The following is a 19,395-nucleotide window of genomic DNA, read 5'->3' on the forward strand; positions in this document are numbered from 1 at the left end:
GGCAGCTGCGCGAGGCCAATCCCAACTACGTCCTGCTCGACGGCACTCTCGCGGAGTGCGGCCGACTGGGCGACGGCCGAGCCCAATACTCAGCCAAACACCGCCAGCACAGCATGAACGCGCAGTTGGTGACCGATCCGGACGACCAGCTGTTGTAGATCTCGCCTGCGCTGCCCGGCCGTACGCACAACCTCACCGTGGCCCGCACCCACCAGATTATCCGAATCTGCGAACGTCAAGGCATGCCGATCCTCGCCGACCGCGCCTACATGGGAGCTGGATCATGGGTGGCGACACCCCTCAGACGCCAGCCGGGTGCGACCTCACACCAACACAGCAAACCGTCAACCGCGCACTGTCCATGGCCCAAGCACCCGTCGAGGGCGGAGTCGCACGGCTCAAGTCGTGGCGGATCTTCCGCAAGGCGCGATGCAGCCCGAATCGAATGTCGTCAATCTCCGCCGCCGTCCTCGACCTAGAGCGACAGCGCTGAAAGAACTCAGTGTCTGGCTGCGGGGTGTGCGAGATGGGCATGTAGCAGGGCTGAGCTATCGGCTACTTAAATAGCAATGGGCGTGCCGCCCAGTTGGTGAGTGCCTACCGGGTCGGAGCAGGAGTGGGCTGCGAGATGCGTGCGACTGGCCACCTCGCGCCTTCGCTGGTTGTAGCGAATCAGGCTCCGCGCAGCCATTCGCGACACATGTCATGAGCTGCGAGAACACTGAAAAGGCGTTTGAGATTCGCGCTGTAGCGTTTCGGGGTGCCGCATATCATCAGACCTGACCTGCGGCGACGGAATTTCCCACACATCCCTGGATGCTGCGGCACCCGCTGCCTGCGAATTGTGCCGCGGCCACGCCGGTGATGTGGCTGATTACCGAGCTAAGCGTCACGGCAGCCTGGCTTGACCTACTGCAGCTGAGGCTACGACGACGGCCGACTTGGGGTGCCCCGCGCTTACAAGGCAAGCCGGCTGGTTCCCATATGCTGATGGGTGCGGGTCCTCTGAAGTGACGGTCGGGATCAAGCTGTGAGGCTGTAGTTCTGCTGGTCGGGGCCGGGGTAGAGGCGTTGATGTTCACGGGCAGTGTGGAAGCCCCAGTAGTTGTCGAAGTCGCCGTTCGTGATCAGTGCGCGGAGTTGGAGGACGGCTTCGGCGCCGTCGAGTCCCCAGCGGGCGCCGGTGATGTCGAGGCGATCGGTGGTCAGGTGACGGCAGGCGCCTTCGACGGCGCCGGTGGCGATCGGCCAGCCGGCCGCGAGGGGGTGTCGTAGTGAAGCTGATCGAGGTGGCCGGCGAGGTAGCGGTGGCAGGGAGCCGTTCGGCTGTAGCCTGGGCTGTCATCTCGGTGGCGGCGCGTTCGGCGTGTCCGGCGAGGATCGCGGTGAGTTTGTCCGCGGCCCAGGTCTCGGCCGCACGGCTGCCGGGCGGATGAAAAGCATGCGCCGCTGCCCAGCAGTACTCGGCGACATGGACGAAGTCGAGCAGGACGTTGAGGCGGATGCCGCGTCGGGCGGCTTCGGCTTGGATCAGGTCAAGTTGGTGGCGGGCGCCGTCAACAACTGACGATCCAGTCCCGTAGCTGCTGCGGGTCGCGGGCCTCGGCCTGGACGAAGGCGTGGGCGACGACCTGTTCCGGAGGACGGATTACCGAGACGGTGCACCATGCACCGAAGGGTGCCGACTAGATGAAGGCCGGAACCCAACTGCTGGCTACGAAGGCCGTGGCGAAGACCGCACCTGAGCCGAAGAGGCGAGGCTTGCTACGTCCCGTGGTTAGGGGTGGACGATCACTTGGAGGACGCTATTGGCAGTGTCCATCGCGTACACCTCGGCGCAGGCGAGCAGATGAAGTTGGTCCTCGGAAACGCGGGCTTTGGAGACACCGGGCTGAACGATGGTGATAGTGAACTTGGGTTCCAGGAGCGGAGCGCGCTGGGCGAGTTCGTAGAGTGTCTGGTCCGTCCCCTTTTCCAGTCCAGACCGGCCTTGGTCACGGCGGTGACCTTCGCGGCGGATCAGGTTGTTGAAGAGACGACCTGGGCGGTGCCTCCATTTAGTGGATTTGTGGACCTGGCCGCACACTTCGTACAGATCGGCGACTCGGGCACCGGGGACGTCTCCGTGCGCGTACTTGCAGTGGACGAGGTTTACATGGAGCTGGTTGCCTTCGATGCGGGCGGCGACGATGTCTGCGACTTCGCCGGCGCCGTCGTCGTCGATGACGAGGTCCCAGTCGGCCTCGCCGAGGAGGTGCTGGATGGTCTGTGCCTGGATGGAAGTGGGGTCACGGTCGGCGCCCTGGGTCTCCTTGCGCAGGTTGATGCCCGTCCAGTCGATGGTCAGGAGCCGTTCGGGGCTGAATGGCGCAACGGTTCCTGCTGGGCGAATGAGGAGCATGTCCGGTTCCAGGATCGCTTCGTCCTCGAAGAGAATCCGTAGACCGTGCTGGTTCAAGTATTCGCCGAATGGCTGGGCTTGGCGGCTCATCGCGACTGTTGGTTCGGGACCATCGCACGTGAAATTGATGCGGCCGCCCGCGATGGTGATCTGGCATTCGACGCTCCAGTGCGGTGTGTGAAGGGTGAAGCCGATCGGGCCTTCACGGGTGAACGTGGTGATGGTGAGGTCGGTGTCGATCACTGGCCAGCTGAAGTTGTCGCGCTTGATTTCGACGCTCTCGTTGATGCCGAGGAAGAACTGGATCGGCCACTCTAGGGCCAGCGGGACGAGCTCAGGACGTTCCGCGACTTCGGTGGGGATGATGAAACCCTTGAGGACGTCTGCAGGATCGACAGTCTCGTCGGTGAGTTTGGCGCCGACTTCATCGCACCAGTCGACCCAGCGTTTGAGTGTGTGTGCCACGCCGTAGTTCCAGACGCGCCCCTTCAGCGAGGCACCTACGTTGACGCGCTCGCCGCCCTCGTAGCCATTGACGAAAATGTTGGTCTGGCTCTTGTTGCGTCTTGCTGCCTCGGGATAGTCGAGTAGGACGTCGGCGCCGACCGCGAGCTGAAAGCGGCGGCTGCGGCTGCGGGCGTCGAGGGTCCCTACGTTGGTCGGCACGCACCGCCGGATCTTCGCCATGATCCGGTAGACGACTGACCCCTTGATCCGGATGGCATCCGGGCCAGCCACCGCTTGGGCAAGATCTTCATGGATGCTGCTGGTGTTGGAGCTGTTGATGTAGAGCAGTCCGTGTGTCTTGTCCCAGTACAGGACGTACAGGTCGTGCGAGACGTCCTCCAGGCTTTTCACTGTGCCCCAGGCGACGGGTTTTCGCTCGCGTGCCACGAGCCAGGCGACCCGGTCTCGTTCGTTGATCGCAACCGGGTGGGTGAGCAGCCGGTCGCCGAAGAACGGCGCGAGCGCTTCGGGCTTCCACTGCAGAGTGCTGGTGCGATAGACGACGGTGCTCATCCGCGGTGCGATGTTCCGGAGTGAGACCCCGTCGGGCAGGCTTGAGAAGGCCTCTTCGAAGTCGCTGAGTTCTTCCTGCTCGCCGACCGCGTGCGCGGAGAGGATCTCAATTACGTCGTTCCAGTCGGCGTCCTCGGCATACAGCTTCTTCAAGTTCTCATCGAACTGAGTCTCGGTGCGGTTGACGACGACGGTCGCCGTCCCGATCGAGGTGCCGGCTACTCGTGTGAACCTGCCGATGAACTGCAGCGTGATGCCCAAGCTCTTGTGCTGGTCATGGATTGCCGCGATCTTGAGCGAGGGCAGATCGAAGCCTTCACCGAGCATGTCGACACAGACGACGATCTTGCTGCTCCGGTCGTGGAGCGCTCCCAGCGCGGCTTTGAGGTCTGTCCTACGGCCTTTGCTGTGCAGGATGACAGGGTTCAGGTCGGGAGCGAGCTCCTGGTAGAGCGGCAGGACATCCTCGGCGCGGCCGATCCGTTTGACCCGAGCCATGAGTAGGTGGTCGAAGCCGACAGTCAGATCCTCGCGGAGAAGTTCGACGGCCCGCTGCGCGATGGCGCGGTCCGGGTCAAACAGGTCGACCACGGGAGCGTATGTGATCTTTGAGAAGTAGCCCTGCTGATATGCGTCTTTGAGTGAGAAGCTGAACACGAATCGGCCGCCGAGGTCGGCGCCGTCGCTGCGGAACGGGGTGGCCGTGAACTGGACAACGCGCTTCCCGCCGAAATGATCGCGAATCTCACGCCAAGTCTGCGAGGTCACATGATGGGCCTCATCGACGAACAAATGGGTGCACGCCCCAATCAGGGCATCCCGTGCTTCTGGGGAGAAGTGCTGCATGGCGGACGGTGTCGCCACGATCACATTGCAGTACGCCGCGAACTCGTGAGCCAGGACGGGATCTTGGATCCCGCGTTTGACCCGCCCGACGATCGGCTTGAGTGCCGACCCGGTTACGGTGCCGAAGTCCTGCAGCAGCCCCAGTCCTTCGAACTTGGTCGCGACCTGGTCCCGCAAGGCGTCGGAAGGAACGATAACCAGCAGGCGCTCAACGCTCCCGGCCACCAACAAGGCCACCATGGTCTCGGTCTTGCCCGTCCCTGTGGGCATGACGACCGTAGCGGGCTCAGGCCGCCTTGACGCCCAGTGCCCAAGAACTGCGTGTACGGCTCCAAGTTGCGGCTCCCGCAAGCCAGCCAAGCCCCGCTGCAAGTCCTCTTGGCGGAACCGGAAGGCTTCATCGAACGAGGCATGCACCTGGGCTGGGTCGACACGGTCGGCAGCACCATTCGGAGCCACGAGGCGCCAGGCTATGTTGCCTTCAATATCACAATGCCTGAGCCGGCCGGAGGGATCCACTCTCATGATGCCTCGCACAAGGTAGGTGCTTCAAGAAGCTAATCAAAAATCAGGCGTTAGTAACATTATCAGCAGTCACGAGTCACTCTTGCGATATCCGCATTGCGGGTGGCGTTCCAAATGATCGAGACGATGAGGGGTCGGTTACCAACTGAAGTCTTTGAGAGTTTCCGCTCTGGGGTGAAGCCAGCTGCGGCGATGCACGCCGCTCGGTTCGGACTGCACCTGGCTCCGCGAAAAATCTGCCAGGACTTCCGGTAGGTCATGGCCTGCTTGACTGGTATACGCACCGTAGAGAGCGCGTGGTTGGCCGTGTGCTGGGGCAGCAACAGGCCCACCGCTGGGCGGGCGTCTGTCAAGTGTGGTGGGGAGCGTGCCGGATGCCGTGCGGCCGACCTGGGGAGCATGGCATGGGCGGATCCCATCCGATGCCAACTGGCTTGTGGCATCGGCGATCCCCGCTAGGGTTCATATCCCGTCCACAATCGCTCTCGGCGGGGGTCTTGTTCGTGTCGCGGATTGCTGCTCGTCGTGCTTTTGACCCGGCTCGGATCGGGCGCTTCCGGGTGATCGGGGCGCTGGGCGCGGGTGGGATGGGCGCCGTGTACGCCGCGGTCGGGGAGCGGAGCGAGAGCGGGTAGCGGTGACGCCGTGCACGCCGGGCAGGCCGCGGATGACCAGTTCCGGGCCCGATTCCGGCGCGAGGTGCAAGTTCTGCGGAGGGTGTCGGGTCCGTGTCTGGTGCCGCTGCTGGAGGCCGATCCCGAGGCGGACATCCCGTGGCTGGCGACCGCCTACGTACCCGGCTCGACGCTCGGAGAGCACACGGCGGTGCACGGGCCGCTGGCCGGGATCCAGCTGCACCTGTTCGCCGCGGGGACGGCCGGGGCGCTCGCGGCCGTGCACGCCGCCGGGGTGGTCCACCGCGACCTGACCCGCGAATGTGATCCTGGCCCCGGACGGACCGCGGGTACTGGACTTCGGTATCGCCCACGTCGCCGACGGCACCGCGGTCACCCGCACCGGCCTGCTCACCGGGACCCCGGGCTGGCTGAGCCCCGAGTACTACCGTGGCAGCACCGCCGGGCCGCCAGGGGCGTCTATGCCTGGGGCGCACTGCTCGCCTTCGCAGCCACCGGCCGCCACCCCTTCGGCACCGGCAACGCCGAGGCCGTCGCCTTCCGCGTCCTGAACGCGGAGCCGGACCTCGACGGCGTCCCCGACGACATGCTCAACCTGGTGACGGCGTGCCTCGCCAAAGACCCGGACCACCGGCCGCCGTCCGCTGGCGTGGCACAGGAGACCGCCGAGCTGCTCGGCAAGCAGGCGACCCAGGTCCTCGGGGATGTCCACGACCGGCCAACCGAGGTCCCGAACCTGATCGCAGAGCAGTGGCACCCCCCGACCGTCGAAGACCCCGCCTGGTCGGCTGCCGCGATACGCCCTCCCTACAGGCGCGCCCGGCTCATCGTCGTCGCGGCCACCGTGTTCGCCGCGGCCGCCACAGGCACCTGGTTCGCGCTGGCCCCCGGCCACGCCCCAGCGCGCGCCACCCACTCCCCGCAGTCGGCCGCGGCCCGTTCCACCCCTGGCGCCACACCGGCTGCGACCACGTCATCCCTCGCCCGCACAGCCGTCACCGAGTCACAAACCCCGACCGCCGCGGCGTCGTCCGCGACGCAGACCCAGGTGGTCACCCTCAGCCCCTGGTCCCCAGGCGGCACCCCGGCAACCGGCATCACCATGACCGACCGGGCCAGCGGCTCCTGCTTCGGGACCGCCGAATCCACGATGCGCACGGACGCCTGGCGCTGCACCGCCGGCGACCGGATCCTCGACCCGTGCTTCTCCCCGGACTCCGATCCCGCAGACACCAGCGCGCTGTGCCTGGACGGAGCTCCCGGCCGCATGGTCGAACTGTCGGTCCCCGAGGGCTTTCCCGGCAACAACAACTACATGCCGGGCGGAACTGACATCGAATCGATCATCTTTGCCCTGGCCGACGGCGCCCGCTGCTCGTTCAGCGGCGGAGGAACCCTGACGCTGGCGGGACAGCGCCTGAAATACGGCTGCGACAACGGCGGCTACCTGTACGGCTACCCGAACAAGACAGCCGCCGTGTGGACCATCTCCTACACCGCCCCCGGCAGCGGATCCAGCGTCTCTACATCGATCACCACCGTCTACCAGTAGCAAATTGACGGCCGTCCAGCTGAAGCGGCGGGTGATCAGGTAGGCCACCGCCGTGACTGCTTGCGGGCAGTCCGAAACAATGGCGGGCTCGGTGCCGGGGCCGCGATTGACGCGCAGAGTGGGGCCAAGTCGGAGATCAACGCAGCATCGTGGCCGGGAGCTCCAATTGCAGCAGGTGAGGCCGCGGGGTCTGATCGTTGCCACGGATGTCGGTCAGGAGGTACACCATGTCGTCGGGCCCGTGGGCGAATCCGGTGATCTGGGTGGTGTTGGGCAGACGGAGCAACAACGTAGAGGTGTGGTCGTGGATGTCGACGGCGTAGACGGCCTTCTCGAATCCCTGGGGGCTTCGGCCTGCCAGGAGCACCGTGTGGTCGCCTACGGCGAGCGCGGCATCGGGAGTGAGGGGTGCTGAATCGGCCCAGCGGTCCGCGGGGCAGCGCCAGTTGTGCTTACAATCGGTAGTGACGCTGTGGCCGCCCCCACTGATGTAGAGGGATCCGGCGCCAGTGAGAACGGCTTGATGGACCCAACCGGGGAAGTCGACCTCGCAGGTAACGCCGTCGGGAAAGTCCGCTGCAAGCTGGGTGAGCGTGTGGCCACCGTGGCCTTCGGCCCTACGCGGTCCGGACGAGGCGAACACCCACGCAGTGTTGTCGGGCCCGGGTAGGAGCTGTCGGCTGCCCACGAACCCGCCGCTGGCGACATCGACGCTGCTGTCCTTGCAGAAGCGCAACGCCGCCTCCTCGACCAGCACGACCATGCTGCCGTCGGCCTCGGAGAGGGCCGGTCCGTGGCAGAAGGACGGGGCGGTCGTCCACATGCTGGCGCCACTGTCAGGAGCGACCTGCAGCACGCCTTCACGAGTCGTCCACAGCAGACGCCCGTCCGCTGTGGACGCCATGCCGTCCACTTTTCCAGCCGCCCACGGCCCGCCGGAAGTTAGCACGCTGGAGACGGTCAGCCCGGCCTCGGGCCAGGCGGGAAAGCCTTCGATCGGCTGGTCGACCGGACGCAGAGCGGGCAGCGGCTCGCCTGCTGCGGCCGGGGTGTCGAGGAGGCCGGCCAGAAGCACGTAGGCACCGCCCTGGCGGCCGGTCACCGACAGCAGCTCGTGGAAGAGACGGTCCGCGCTGAACAGGCCGGCGACCATCGCCTCCACGTGCTGCCGGTCCATCAGGAGGATCTGCGCGTGGTACTCGGCCTTGTCATAGACGGCCTTGGTGTATCCCGACATGGACACGAAGAAGCCTTGAACACCGGGACGTCGGGTTTCCAGCCGGCCCTTGAGCTTGGCGATCGCCGTCTCATCGACCCTCTCGCGTTCCCACTTGGCCTCCAGGATGCAGCTGGTGTAGCCGAGGGTGAAATGGACATCGATTTCGTCCCGCCCGTGAAGACCGCGCAGATCACTGCGCGCGTCATGCAGGTTGCCGCGGCGCAGCAAGTCGGCAAGGAAGGCGTTGAACTGCCTACCACGGGCCTGTTCCTGCCCCGGGGCCGCGTGGTGGAGTGCGCGGTAGGTGCTGATCTGGTCCATGGGGTATCAGGGTAGGACGCCGTGGGTCCCGGGAAGACACTACTGGTCGAGCCTGTCAAGACTTCCATGGCACCAGGCCAGCGGCGAGGAGACGGCGGGCTGCCGTGAATTTGAGACGGCTATAGAACGCCTGGTGGCTGGTGAACGCTTCGTTCCGCCGGGCCGGACTGCCGAGGTCGAAGCCGAAACCGTACAGCACCAGGACTCGCCGATGTCTGTCTGCGGCGGCGAGCCACTGCTGTTGTGGCCGGATGCGGGCGCGGGCACGTAGGACTCCGGCCGAGTCTTTGAGAGTGAGTTGGCCTCGGTGGCGGCGCAGTTGCCAGCCGGCCGGCGTGGGAACGGTGAAGGCTTCGGGGACCACCAGCCGGAAGCCTGAGCTGCAGATTCGATGGACCTGCAACTCCATGCTGAGGCCGTCGGCCGTGCCGATGGCCAGCATGTGTGTGGGCTCTATGACGGCCACAGCAATGGTCCTGTCCCTGCCGACTGTGCCAGCGGTTGGAAGAGCAGCGAAGCCGAGGATGTCAAAGGGCGCCTCGGAGCTCAGAGCCAAGCGGATGCCAACATCGGCTCGTTCCAGGACGCGGGCCAAATTGGGATCCCCTTGCCATCCTGGCGCCAGCGTCTGCAGCAGTTTCTCGCCGTGCACTTGGAAATTCTCGTGCACAGTCCTGGCGGCGATGTCACGCAGTCGGCCAATGAGATGGTGGAGAAGATCCTCCCAGGGGGTTTCCTCGTTCGTCTCCTTGTCGAGTGGGTGGGTCCCGAGGTCGTGCATCAGCGTCTCGAAGGCTGAAGTGTCATTGCGGCTGGCTGCCGCCACGGCCTTGAGCAATGTGTACCGAGTGCGTTCGACGAGCGGCACTTGCCTGCTAAGGGTATCCACGTCCATCTCGCTGACAATGCGGTTCAGCAGGGCAGCCGCGGCTTCGTCTCCCGCCACAACCCAGGCGAGCGCGCAGGTCAGACCCACGTTGTGCACGAGCATCTGTTCCGCAAAGCGATGCAAGGAGCGAGGTCGGGTGCGGGCAAGGAAGCTTTCGAACTCCGCCTCGGCCTCTTGCCAGCGCCTCTGAACAGTCAGGGCTTCGATCAGGATCCGCTGCACTTCCGCGGAATTGCCGGTCCAGTCTTCCCCGTAAGATGCCAGCGCCTCCCGCGCGGCGCGTTCTGCTGCCTCGGTTTGCCCTGCTTCGAAGAGGCGCCCGACAGCCCGTGCCTGTGCCATCTCCGCGACGGTGGAAGGCGTGGGGAGCAGGCCGCTCAGAGTGGTGAAGGAGCGGTGCAGGTGTACGAGACGCTCGTTGCGCGCATGCCGCCGAAGTAGCTCTTCCAGGATCGCTGCAGCTTCGGCTGTGAGCACGGCAGCGGCGTTCCGTGCAGGTTCTTCCTGTCGGATGTGTTCGATGTAAGCGAGCACGGGGGTGAGCAGCCGAAGAGCCTGGTCGGCTTCTCCGGGCAGCTCCGCGATCTGGTGAGCGTGGGCCAACTGAATCCGTGTCTGTGCCTGAAGGACCTCATTCGGCTCTTCGATCTCATCGAGCCAGGCCAGCTCAAGCGTCAGCAGCTCTATGGCTTCGCGGACCTCTCCCTGGAGTTTCTTGAATCCTGCAAGGTTCCCGAGCAGAACGGCCGTGTGGTTGTCCTTCACATCCCTGCGGCGGGCGTGCGCCGCGAGGGCAGCCGCGTGCTGAGCCAATTCCCAGCTTCGGTCGGCATGTGAAACCTCCATGGAGACGTACAGCCAGCGGTCGGTGTGGAAGGCGCATTGGGAGAGTGCTTCTTTGCTGCCAGGCGTCTGTTCGTAGTACTGGCGGAGAATCTCTTGGAGAACGGCATTCATCGAGACCGTGTCGTCGATGCCGACAGGGGACTTGCTGGACAGCGGCGCCAGAGGCTCTGTGTATCGGACGAACGAGACCTTTACCAGGGCGCGGAAGATCTCTCGGAGTGGCACGTCGCTTTCGTCGACGGCCGTAGGCAATGGAGTCGTCGGGACGTCCTCCGGGGAGAAGAAGGCGCTGACGGCGGCCAGATGGATGGGGATGCGCTGCGGGGCGAAGTTCGTCAGGTAGCCGAGGACTTCTCGCACTTGCCGGGACAGCTGTTGGTCGCCCGCCAGAACATGGACCAGTCGGGCCAGGCTCAAGTCCACCGCGGCGACCAGGGTGCGCGGGTAGCCGTGCGGTATGGAGAAGCGGTCGTCTAGTGCCCGTGACAGCAGTGCATGGCGGTACTGGTCGATCCTGTCGACGGGGATGGCGCAGCTCCGGAGGTAGCCGCAGGCCAGTTCGATCGCAAGTGGCCACCCATCGAGGGCGTCTGCCAGCGTGGCCAGATCTTGCCGGTGGCGTTCCGCGTCACTGTCTGTCAAGGCAAGTCGACGTGTCATCAGTTCACAGGCATGGTCGGTGCTCATCCTGTCTACCGATACTCGGTGCCTTGCCCACGTCCATCCGGCATTGTCGATGGACGTGATCAGTACGTCCCCGCGGCCGAGTCGGGGGATCCAGGGGGACACGATGTCGGCGAAGGCATCGTCGAAAACGATCAGCCAACGCCCGGGTAAGGCGCTGAGTAACTCGTGCGCCTGCTCCCGGAGGTGGTCCGCGCTGCGTGCAGACTGATCGTCGAACTGTCCGTGCAGGTGCCCGCACAGGCGTCGGAACGATGCCGTCAGGGATTCGGTCGTGGAGGCGTCAGCCCAGAAGATGAGGTCGTACCTGTCCGCGTGCTCAGCGACGTACGCCGCCGCTGTGCTGGACTTGCCGATGCCCGACAAGCCGGTGACCACGCAGCTCTGAACACCGCCCGGAGCACTGTCTGCCGGAGTCAGTGCGTCTGCGACTTTTGCGAGGAGCGCTGGACGGACGATGTCAGGTACGGGAGTGACAGGTCCATAGACCGCGGCCCAGTCCTTACGGCCCAGCGCGCGGATCAAGACGTCGTCTTCCACCAGGACCGCATTTGTGAAGTCTGAGATGCTCCAGAATGCCTCCTGCGGAGTGGCAGCACGGCGCAGGACCTCGGCCGTGAGATATCCCAGAATCAACCCGGCCGACCTCTCGCCCAGGCCGGCTCGACGCTGCCTACGCCGCTGCCGCAGCTGATCGTGGAGATCGCGGCGCAGGACGGCCTCGTCCCGGTTGTCGAAGACGATTCGGCACCTTCCTAGGCGCTCGACCTCTTCGGCAGACAGTGCCTGTAAGCGAGCACTAGCTCGGGGAGCCTGGCCGAGTAACTGAGCCACGGAGAAACGGAGTTCTTCCGGATCCTGACTCTGGACGGCAAGGGCTGCGGCGAGTGCACGGCATTTGGTGTCCGGCATCGCGGTCGTGATCAGCTCGTAAGCCTTAGAGTCTGACTTGGTGACCATCTCGGCCAGTACTGCGAAGGCTTCGGGCGCACTGCTCCGTCGGCCAGGAGCTGCGCTCTTCACTTGCGCGGCGACCAGGCATTCGCCCTGTCGGTCGACCAAGTCAAAGTCGACGACGTCAACAGCAGACGCCGTGCTGTCGGGGGCCGGGCCCTCGATTCTGCATCCATCGACATCGGGACGGTCCCAGCCCGCCAAGAGAGCTTCCAATGTACGCAGGTATTGATACTGAAAGCCGCGCGCGGCCACTCGGCCACCATCCAAGTTGCTCACCAACCATGCCCCCTTCAGTGCGGTGAACACTCTCTGAGCGTAGCCAGCACGTCTGACAATAGGCGCGGCGGAGTCTGTCGGCTCGGGCGCGGACCCGTTTCGGTGCTCGGGCCGACGTAACCGAGCTTGTCGATCAGTGCGACGAGCGCTGGCGTCAGATCGTGGTGCGCAACTGCTACCGCCAGCCCAGGAAGGTCGCTACCGCGGCCAGCGTCGTCCGGCGGTAGTTGATACCAGCTGTTGGGCTGACTTCTGGTTGTTCTGTCCAACGCCCCGGATTGAATGATCTGGCACCAATCGTCCCCTCCGGTGCCTTCGCTGATCGGGCAGAGAGCGGGGGCTTCGAGGGCGTTCGTGTCGGCCTGTAGGGGAGGGGAGCCCCCGCAGACCGGCATGTTCCGGGTTGTGCGTCTGAATGTCAGTGGTCACCTCTATCGTCGTCATCAGTACGTTCAGGGGGCTTCGGGGGGAACAGTGACCGACGGGCAGGGGCGGGCGAGGCGGTCCATGGGCGCTGGCGGCTCGGCCAGGCGGAAGCAGGTCGTGGCGATGGCGGTCATGGAGGCCGAGGGATGCCTCGCCGACCTCAAGCGCGGACGACGTGCTGCCCTCGAGATCAAAGAGGTCACCGAGCGGATGCTGTCGCCCGAGTACAAGGGGCGCGTGCTCGTGGAACTGCTCCAGAACGCCCATGACGCGCACCCCGCGCGGGACGGCGTCGGCCGCGTCGAGATCATGCTTGACGAGGACGAGGGCGAACACGGCGTCCTGTACGTGGCGAACGGTGGCAGGCCCCTCGCATACAAGAACTTCGAGGCGCTGTGCAGCATCGGCCTGTCGAGCAAGCGCCCCGAAGAGGGCATTGGCCACAAGGGCGTCGGCTTCAAGAGCGTTCTGCAACTCACCGCCGCCCCGGAGCTGTACAGCGTCGTGCGAGCCACGTCCAAGACCTTCGACGGGTTCTGTTTCCGTTTCGCCCGGGACGAGGACTTCGACTGGCTGACGGACCAGGTCGCGCCCGGCCGCCCGGAGCCAGCCGGTCAACTGCGCGCGAACCTGTCGTCGTTGAAGGTCCCGGTGCCGGTGGACGACGTCCCGGCCGCAGTGCTGCCCTTCCGCCGCCGTGGACTGGTGACCGTGGTCCGGCTCCCGCTGCGGAACGCCGACGCGAAGCAGGAAGCAGTACGCCAGCTGCGCGAACTGACCGACGACGGGGTTCCGTTCGAGCTCTTCCTGGACCGTCTCGGCAAGGTTTCAGTGACGCATCGCGTGGGCGGCCGGGGGCGCCCGAGCGTCTACACACGCAAGGTGGATTTGCTCTTCACCTCGCGCGGCCTGAAGGTCCAGCAGATCACACTGCGCCGTCACACACGCCTGATCATGGTGACGGCCGCAGTGGACCGTGAGCGCGCGCACGAGGCCATCGCCGCTGGCGTCGAATCCGGACCGCTGACGGATGGCTGGCAGGCTCTAGGACACTCGGCAGTGGTCAGCGTGGCGGTGCCCGCGGGCGAGCCACTGGAGCGCGGGAGGCTGTACACCTTCCTGCCCATGGGCGCACAGCCGGCGTGCCCGGTCCGCGGATTCCTCAACGCGCCGTTCCACACAGACGTGAGCCGACGCATCATGGCGGAGGCCACGCAGTGGAACGACCTGCTGCTCGACACCGCGGCCGAGGCCTGCGCTCAGACGGCCGTGCTGGTCGACGAGGGACGCGTCACGATGCCCGCGGGTGCTCTGGTCGACCTGATGTGCTGGGAGCACGATCAGATGCGGCGCCTGGAGCTGGCCTTCAAGGCACAGGGCCGTGAGTTCGATGACGTGCCGTTCATGCCGGTACTGCACCCTGCGGGCACACGTATCTCGTACCGGCACGGTTATTTGTGGCGCGGACCCGATCGGGCCCGCGTGTTCACACCGCAGGCCGTTGCCGCTGCCGGGGCTCAGCAGATGATCGACCCGCGGCTCCATTCTCTGCGCGCCGAGCGACTGGTTGCGCTGGGTGCGGTTCGTGCGCTGGGGCTCCTCCCGCCCACCTCCGTGCTCGCCGGCTGGGCGGAGAGCGTCGCCTCGTACCTCTCCGAGGGGGAGTTCGACGCAGGCACGTGGGCGGACTATTACCACGACCTTTCGGTCTGCTTCGCCCGCAACGGCGAGGAACTGAAGGGGAGGGAAATCGTCCTCACGGTTGACGGGAAGCGGGCTCCGGCCGGCGATCCCGGGTTGTTCTTCCGCCGTTCGGATGGGCCGTCGGCTGCACTGCCTGCCCTGCCACGCGGACTCGCGAAGAGCATCTCCTTCGTCCATACGGAGATCGCCTGGACGGGAAGGCGAACCAGTCGGCGCTCCCGAGGTCGTACCTGGCTGGAGGAACAGGGGCTGGTGCGCGACTACAGTTCGCAAGCCCTCCTGGAGGTGCTGGGTGACGCCATGCGTAAGGTCCGTGAGGACGACGAGGCCCTGCGCGAACACCTCCTGTTTGCCTGTGACCTGTGGGCGTCGTCCCTGGACCGGCACAACAAGCGGCCTGTGATTAAGGGGCTGTTGGTGCCGGGGCGCAAGGGTTGGGTGCTCGCGACGGAGGCCATGTTCGGAGAAGGCTGGTCGGGCGGGCACGGTGGAATCGACCGGACACTGGCCCGCTTCCTCGACTGCACCGAGGCTGCCTCTCGTACCCTGGTCGCCGCCGCCGACCGGGTCGTCCGCCCCGCCCAGGACATCTGTGCCGGTACCCGCACCGACACACAGATCCTGCGACGCTTCCTCGAACAGCAGGGGGTTCGCCACGGCCTGCTACCGACCTACGTGCCCACGCTTCAGGCGGTGAAGGGGCAGCATCTCAACCATCCATCCGTCTTTCCCGGCCTGTGGGCCCTGAACCTGGCCCCGGACGAGCGGGTCCAATGGCAAGCGACGGCCCAGAGCTGGCCCAAGCGCCGCGACGATCTCTTCCAGACTGTCGAGTACCGCCCGACCCGCAGGAGGGTGGCAATGCTCCCCGGCCAGCGGGAGTACGCCGCGTTCGACGAGGAGAGTCGCCGACTCTACGCCGAACTGATCGTTGACGGTTTAGACAACTGGGCTCCCGAGGTACTCGAGTTCCGCTTCGCGGGCGGCTCGGATCAGAAGGGCACACCATGGCCCACCCCGCTGGCCGCCTTCCTGAGCCGAGCGCCGTGGATTCCCCAGACGGGCGACGACGAAGATACCCCCGCTTTCACCACGGCCGGCCAGGCGTGGTGGTGGGCTTCGGCGGAGGCGCCGCCCGCCTACCGGACCGTTGCCTCTGCCGCGCTACGCAGACGGCAGTCAGACCGCGTGCTCAAACGCCTGGAACTGCTCGGCGTACGCCGATGGGACGATGCCGGGACCGCCGCGGACCGGCTCCGCCACCTGCCCGCCCTCCTCCGCCGTATGCCCCGGCTACGGCAAGGGCGCCTCGGGCATCTGCTGCAGCGGGCGTACGAACAGGCCTGGGCGGACCTCCTTCCTCCGGACGGGTTCGGCAGCGGGTGGCGGTCCGGGATCCTCCCCGAACTCCTTGTGAGCCGGGCCGGGACGCTGGATGTCCTGGCAGCCGAGTCCGAGCCAGAGCCGGTCTACGTGGCTGACATCCGCGGCACCCAGCAGCGGAGGCTGCTCGACCAGGCACCCCTCCCCGTCCTACCGGTCGACGACCGGGCTCTGGGCCAGCGCGTCCACGAGCACCTGGAGGCGCAGGGCCGTTTCGTGATCCGGACGACGAGCGAGGCGGACCTCGACGTCCGGGTCGACCAGCTGCCGATCGCCAACGCACCCCGAGTACCGCTGTTCACCCTGGCCGGGCCCTGGCTGGAGACCCTCATGGTCGCGCTGGTCGAGTTCGACGAGGAGCGGTCCTCCCGAGCCACGGTCCCCGCCGCGCGCCGAATAAGGCAACGGCTTCGATCCTGTGGCGTCGTCGTGGCGCGGACCGCGGTCACTCGTATCGCCGGGCATGCCCTCGACGCCTCCGGCGATGACCGCTCCCTCCTGCACGACGATCCGGGGGAACCTCTCCTCGTCGTGGTGTGCGCGCGGCAGCGCTCCGACTGGCATGCGCTGGAGGTCGCCGCGACGGCCCTGAGTACTCTGATCGGCGCCCCGTACTTGAGCACGGCGGTGCAGCTGGCGTTCATCGCACTGAACCGGCTGGGCCGGGCCGTCGCAGACGTCACAGAGGGGGACATCGCCTCCGTGCTGGCCATCCCGCGCCAGCGCCTGGAGGCGGTGCTCGCCGACCGTGCCTCGATCCGCTCCGGCAGCGCCCGACTAGTCCCCCTGCTTGCCTGCGTCGACCTCGCCCTCGCCGAGGAACTGCAACGCGGACAGGAGACCTTGCACGATCGCGGCGAGCTCCACGACTGGCTGGTCGCCCGGCTCGATGTTGAGCGCGCCGACCACTTGCTGGGGCTCGTGGAGGAGAACGACTGGCGGCGGATGCTGTCCGCGCTCGGGGTGCCTCTGGCCGAGGCCAATCGCGCTTGGCAGACACTGGGTCTGCCGACCGTCGACAACGCGGAGACCCACCGACGCCAGTTCCAGGCATGGCTGCAGCAGAACCGGGCCCGCGCGGCCGACCGTGTCCGAGACGCCTACGTGACCACGCACAAGGCGGGCGCTCCCCTCACGGAGTACATCCGGCTCCGCTCGCTGCCCGGACTGGAGCCGGACCCCCGGTGGGGACTCGAACATTGGGACCTTCCTGTTTACCTCCTCGACGCCCATGCCGAGGAATGGACGGTCATGCACCTGCCCCCGCCGCTGGCACGGCAGCACCACCCGCGCCCGGTGGCTGAGATCCACGAGGACTGCGTCGACACCATCCACGCGCGCTTCCCCCGCCTGCGTGTCCGGATGGAAGCCTGGCTGAACCGCCAGGGCCGCGAGGCCCCTTCTCTGCCGTCGGCCACCGAGGTCGCGTCGGCGATGGACGCTGAGGGCCTGCTCGACTTCGAGCCGATCGGCACCCGTACGCTCATCGCCTGGCTCCAGACCCACGGTCACTGGCCCGCCGGCATGCCCGCCACGGACCGGGCGGCCGACCTCGGCCTTCACGAACCCCCGCCCCTTCCACCGAGCCCTCCCGCTGGTAGCATCCCGCTCCCCGCCCCGCCGTTGGGCCCGTCACTTCTCTTGAACGGCCGTGCCCTACCGATCGGCCCCGACCATCTGCGCGACCTCGCCCGACAGGTCGCCGCCGACCTCACCCCCGGCCAACTCGCCGCTGTCCCACAGCCCGGGACACCGTCGGCACCCGCCCTCCCGAGGCAACGAACCACCTCTGCGGTCGCCGGCCGCGGCGGGGGATACCGGGCCGTCCCCCGGGACCCTCAGAGGGACAGAGCCGTCGGACTCGCCGGGGAGGTGGCCGTAGCCACCTGGCTGGAGCAGCACTACGGTGTCCCCCGCGAAGAATCCTGGAAGTCCGGGCTACGCCAGCACGTCCTCGCCGACGGCTCGGGCGACGACAGCCTCGGCTACGACTTCCTGATCCACGATGGCGATCGCACCCTCCTGTACGAGGTGAAGGCCTCGACCGGGGACCGGGGCGAGTTCGAACTCGGCGAGTCCGAAGTCGAACGAGCCAGTCACCTCCGCCCGGACGAGACCTACACCATCGTCTACGTCACCCACGTCCTCGACCGCACCCACCGACGTATAACGCCCCTCCCCAACCCGTTCAGCGCTCCCGGCCTCGCCGGTTACCGCCTCGTCGGCACGGCTATGCGCCTGCGGTTCGAACTACCGCCGGGGTGACCGGAACCTTCCCCGTAGGCAATCGAGGTCGAACTGCCCCCATGCCAGCACATGCCTGTCGACAACGGGTAGGGAGCGCGAGCCCTCGGGAGCTGCCAGCCCGTCGGGAGTCCAGAACCTGGTTGGAGAAGGCTTCGAAGATCTCTCTCCACCGGGCGATCCGCGTGTCCAGCCCGTGAGGTGTGATCTCCACTGCCCGCACTCGTCGGTCAGACCCGCAGCAGCCTTGCGTACGGCAAGACCCTTGCGCTCCAGATTATCCACGATGCGCATGGGCCCTGCCTGGTACGACCCCGTCGCCGGCACGGGGCGCAAGTACATCCCAGCAATAATTGCATGCGCATACTCTCGGGGAGTGATCATGCGGCTTGCGGGAACCTCAACATCGATTAGCCCTGATACGCCTGGTCAAGGGATCTCGTGAACGACCCACCACTTGAAAACCCCAGCTGAGCTGGGGTTTTCTTGTTTTGTGAGACATAGAGCCAGGATCCCGGCCGCCCCGCTCCCCCAGCGCGACGGCATCGACCCGGTGCGGGTGCGGCTGCCCGTGGACCCGGACGGGGTCTGGGGGACGGTCCGGGAGTATCTGGTCGAGCGGTTCCGGGGCGCCATCGGGGCCGCGCGGGTGGAGGAGATGGTGCGCGGCGGGCGGTTCCTGACCGCCGACGGGCCCGTGGACGACGAGCTGGCGTACCGGCCGGGGATGTACGTCTGGTTCCACCGGGACTTCGCCCCCGAGGTACCCGTGCCGTTCGGGATCGGGATCGTCCACCGCGACGAGCGGATCGTGATCGCGGACAAGCCGCACTTCCTGGCCACCACGCCCCGGGGCCGGCACATCACCGAGACCGCCGTCGCCCGGCTGCGGCGCGAGCTCGGCCTGCCCGCGCTCCAGCCCGCGCACCGCCTCGACCGGCTGACCGCCGGTCTCGCCCTGTTCGTCGTGCGCCCCGAGGACCGGGGCGCGTACCAGAGCCTGTTCGCCGAGCGGCGGGTGCGCAAGGAGTACGAGGCGGTCGCCCCGTACGACGCGGGCGTGGCGCTGCCGGTGACCGTGCGCAGCCGGATCGTCAAGGAGCGCGGGGTGATCGCCGCGCGTGAGGAGGCGGGCGAGCCGAACGCCGAGAGCCGGATCGAGCTGATCGGGCACCGGGGCGGGCTCGGCCGCTACCGGCTGCTTCCGGCGACCGGGCGCACCCATCAGCTGCGGGTCCATATGAACGGCCTGGGGCTGCCGATCCTCAACGACCCGGTCTATCCGGTGGTGGCCGAGGAGCCCGACCCGGACGACTTCACCCGTCCTCTGCAACTGCTGGCGAAGGTACTGGAGTTCACGGATCCGGTGGACGGGCGGGAGCGGAGGTTCGAGAGCGGGCTGCGGCTCGCCGCGTGGTATCCGGACGATGGCGATCGCGATACATCGGACCAATAGGCCCCGGGCGG

Annotated in this window: 6 protein-coding genes and 2 pseudogenes; 4 read left to right on the top strand and 4 right to left on the bottom strand. The window is 66.7% G+C overall.

The annotated features are described in order from the left end of the window. Nucleotides 1-5 precede the first annotated feature (5 nt). Nucleotides 6-493 (top strand): annotated as a pseudogene (locus tag OG965_RS10890) (transposase family protein); the annotation flags it as partial. Nucleotides 494-1,023: 530 nt separating this feature from the next. Here OG965_RS10890 and OG965_RS10895 read toward each other — a convergent pair. Continuing rightward, nucleotides 1,024-1,667, bottom strand: a pseudogene (locus OG965_RS10895) (ISKra4 family transposase); the annotation flags it as partial. Between the two features lie 110 nt (nt 1,668-1,777). Further along, a complete protein-coding gene (locus tag OG965_RS10900) occupies nt 1,778-4,792 on the bottom strand; it encodes a DEAD/DEAH box helicase (RefSeq protein ID WP_371651584.1) in 3,015 nt (1,004 codons plus the stop codon). A gap of 735 nt (nt 4,793-5,527) precedes the next feature. Here OG965_RS10900 and OG965_RS10905 point away from each other — a divergent pair. Further along, nucleotides 5,528-6,979 (top strand): hypothetical protein, encoded by a 1,452-nt coding sequence (locus OG965_RS10905; protein ID WP_371651586.1) that lies wholly within the window; start codon nt 5,528-5,530, stop codon nt 6,977-6,979. Nucleotides 6,980-7,115: 136 nt separating this feature from the next. Here the strand turns inward: OG965_RS10905 and OG965_RS10910 are convergent, their stop codons facing one another. Both OG965_RS10910 and OG965_RS10915 read right to left on the bottom strand, forming a co-directional pair. Next, complete coding sequence (locus OG965_RS10910) at nt 7,116-8,519, bottom strand: restriction endonuclease (RefSeq protein WP_371651588.1); 1,404 nt, start codon at nt 8,517-8,519, stop codon at nt 7,116-7,118. A gap of 55 nt (nt 8,520-8,574) precedes the next feature. Next, nucleotides 8,575-12,201: a hypothetical protein gene (locus OG965_RS10915; RefSeq protein ID WP_371651590.1), complete on the bottom strand. Its 3,627-nt coding sequence runs from the start codon at nt 12,199-12,201 to the stop codon at nt 8,575-8,577. Between the two features lie 519 nt (nt 12,202-12,720). Here OG965_RS10915 and OG965_RS10920 point away from each other — a divergent pair. Together OG965_RS10920 and OG965_RS10925 are read left to right on the top strand one after the other, a co-directional pair. Continuing rightward, on the top strand, nt 12,721-17,949 hold the full coding sequence (locus tag OG965_RS10920; protein WP_371656908.1) for a sacsin N-terminal ATP-binding-like domain-containing protein: 5,229 nt from the start codon (nt 12,721-12,723) through the stop codon (nt 17,947-17,949). 472 nt (nt 17,950-18,421) lie between these two features. Further along, on the top strand, nt 18,422-19,384 hold the full coding sequence (locus OG965_RS10925; protein WP_371651592.1) for an RluA family pseudouridine synthase: 963 nt from the start codon (nt 18,422-18,424) through the stop codon (nt 19,382-19,384). Nucleotides 19,385-19,395 lie beyond the last annotated feature (11 nt).

This window comes from Streptomyces sp. NBC_00224 (assembly GCF_041435195.1).
Classification (GTDB): domain Bacteria; phylum Actinomycetota; class Actinomycetes; order Streptomycetales; family Streptomycetaceae; genus Streptomyces.

Bases quoted from the DNA above. Each gene is read 5' to 3' on its own strand.
- OG965_RS10900 (WP_371651584.1), bottom strand. From the start codon at position 4,792: ATGAGAGTGGATCCCTCCGGCCGGCTCAGGCATTGTGATATTGAAGGC.
- OG965_RS10910 (WP_371651588.1), bottom strand. From the start codon at position 8,519: ATGGACCAGATCAGCACCTACCGCGCACTCCACCACGCGGCCCCGGGG.
- OG965_RS10920 (WP_371656908.1), top strand. From the start codon at position 12,721: ATGGCGGTCATGGAGGCCGAGGGATGCCTCGCCGACCTCAAGCGCGGA.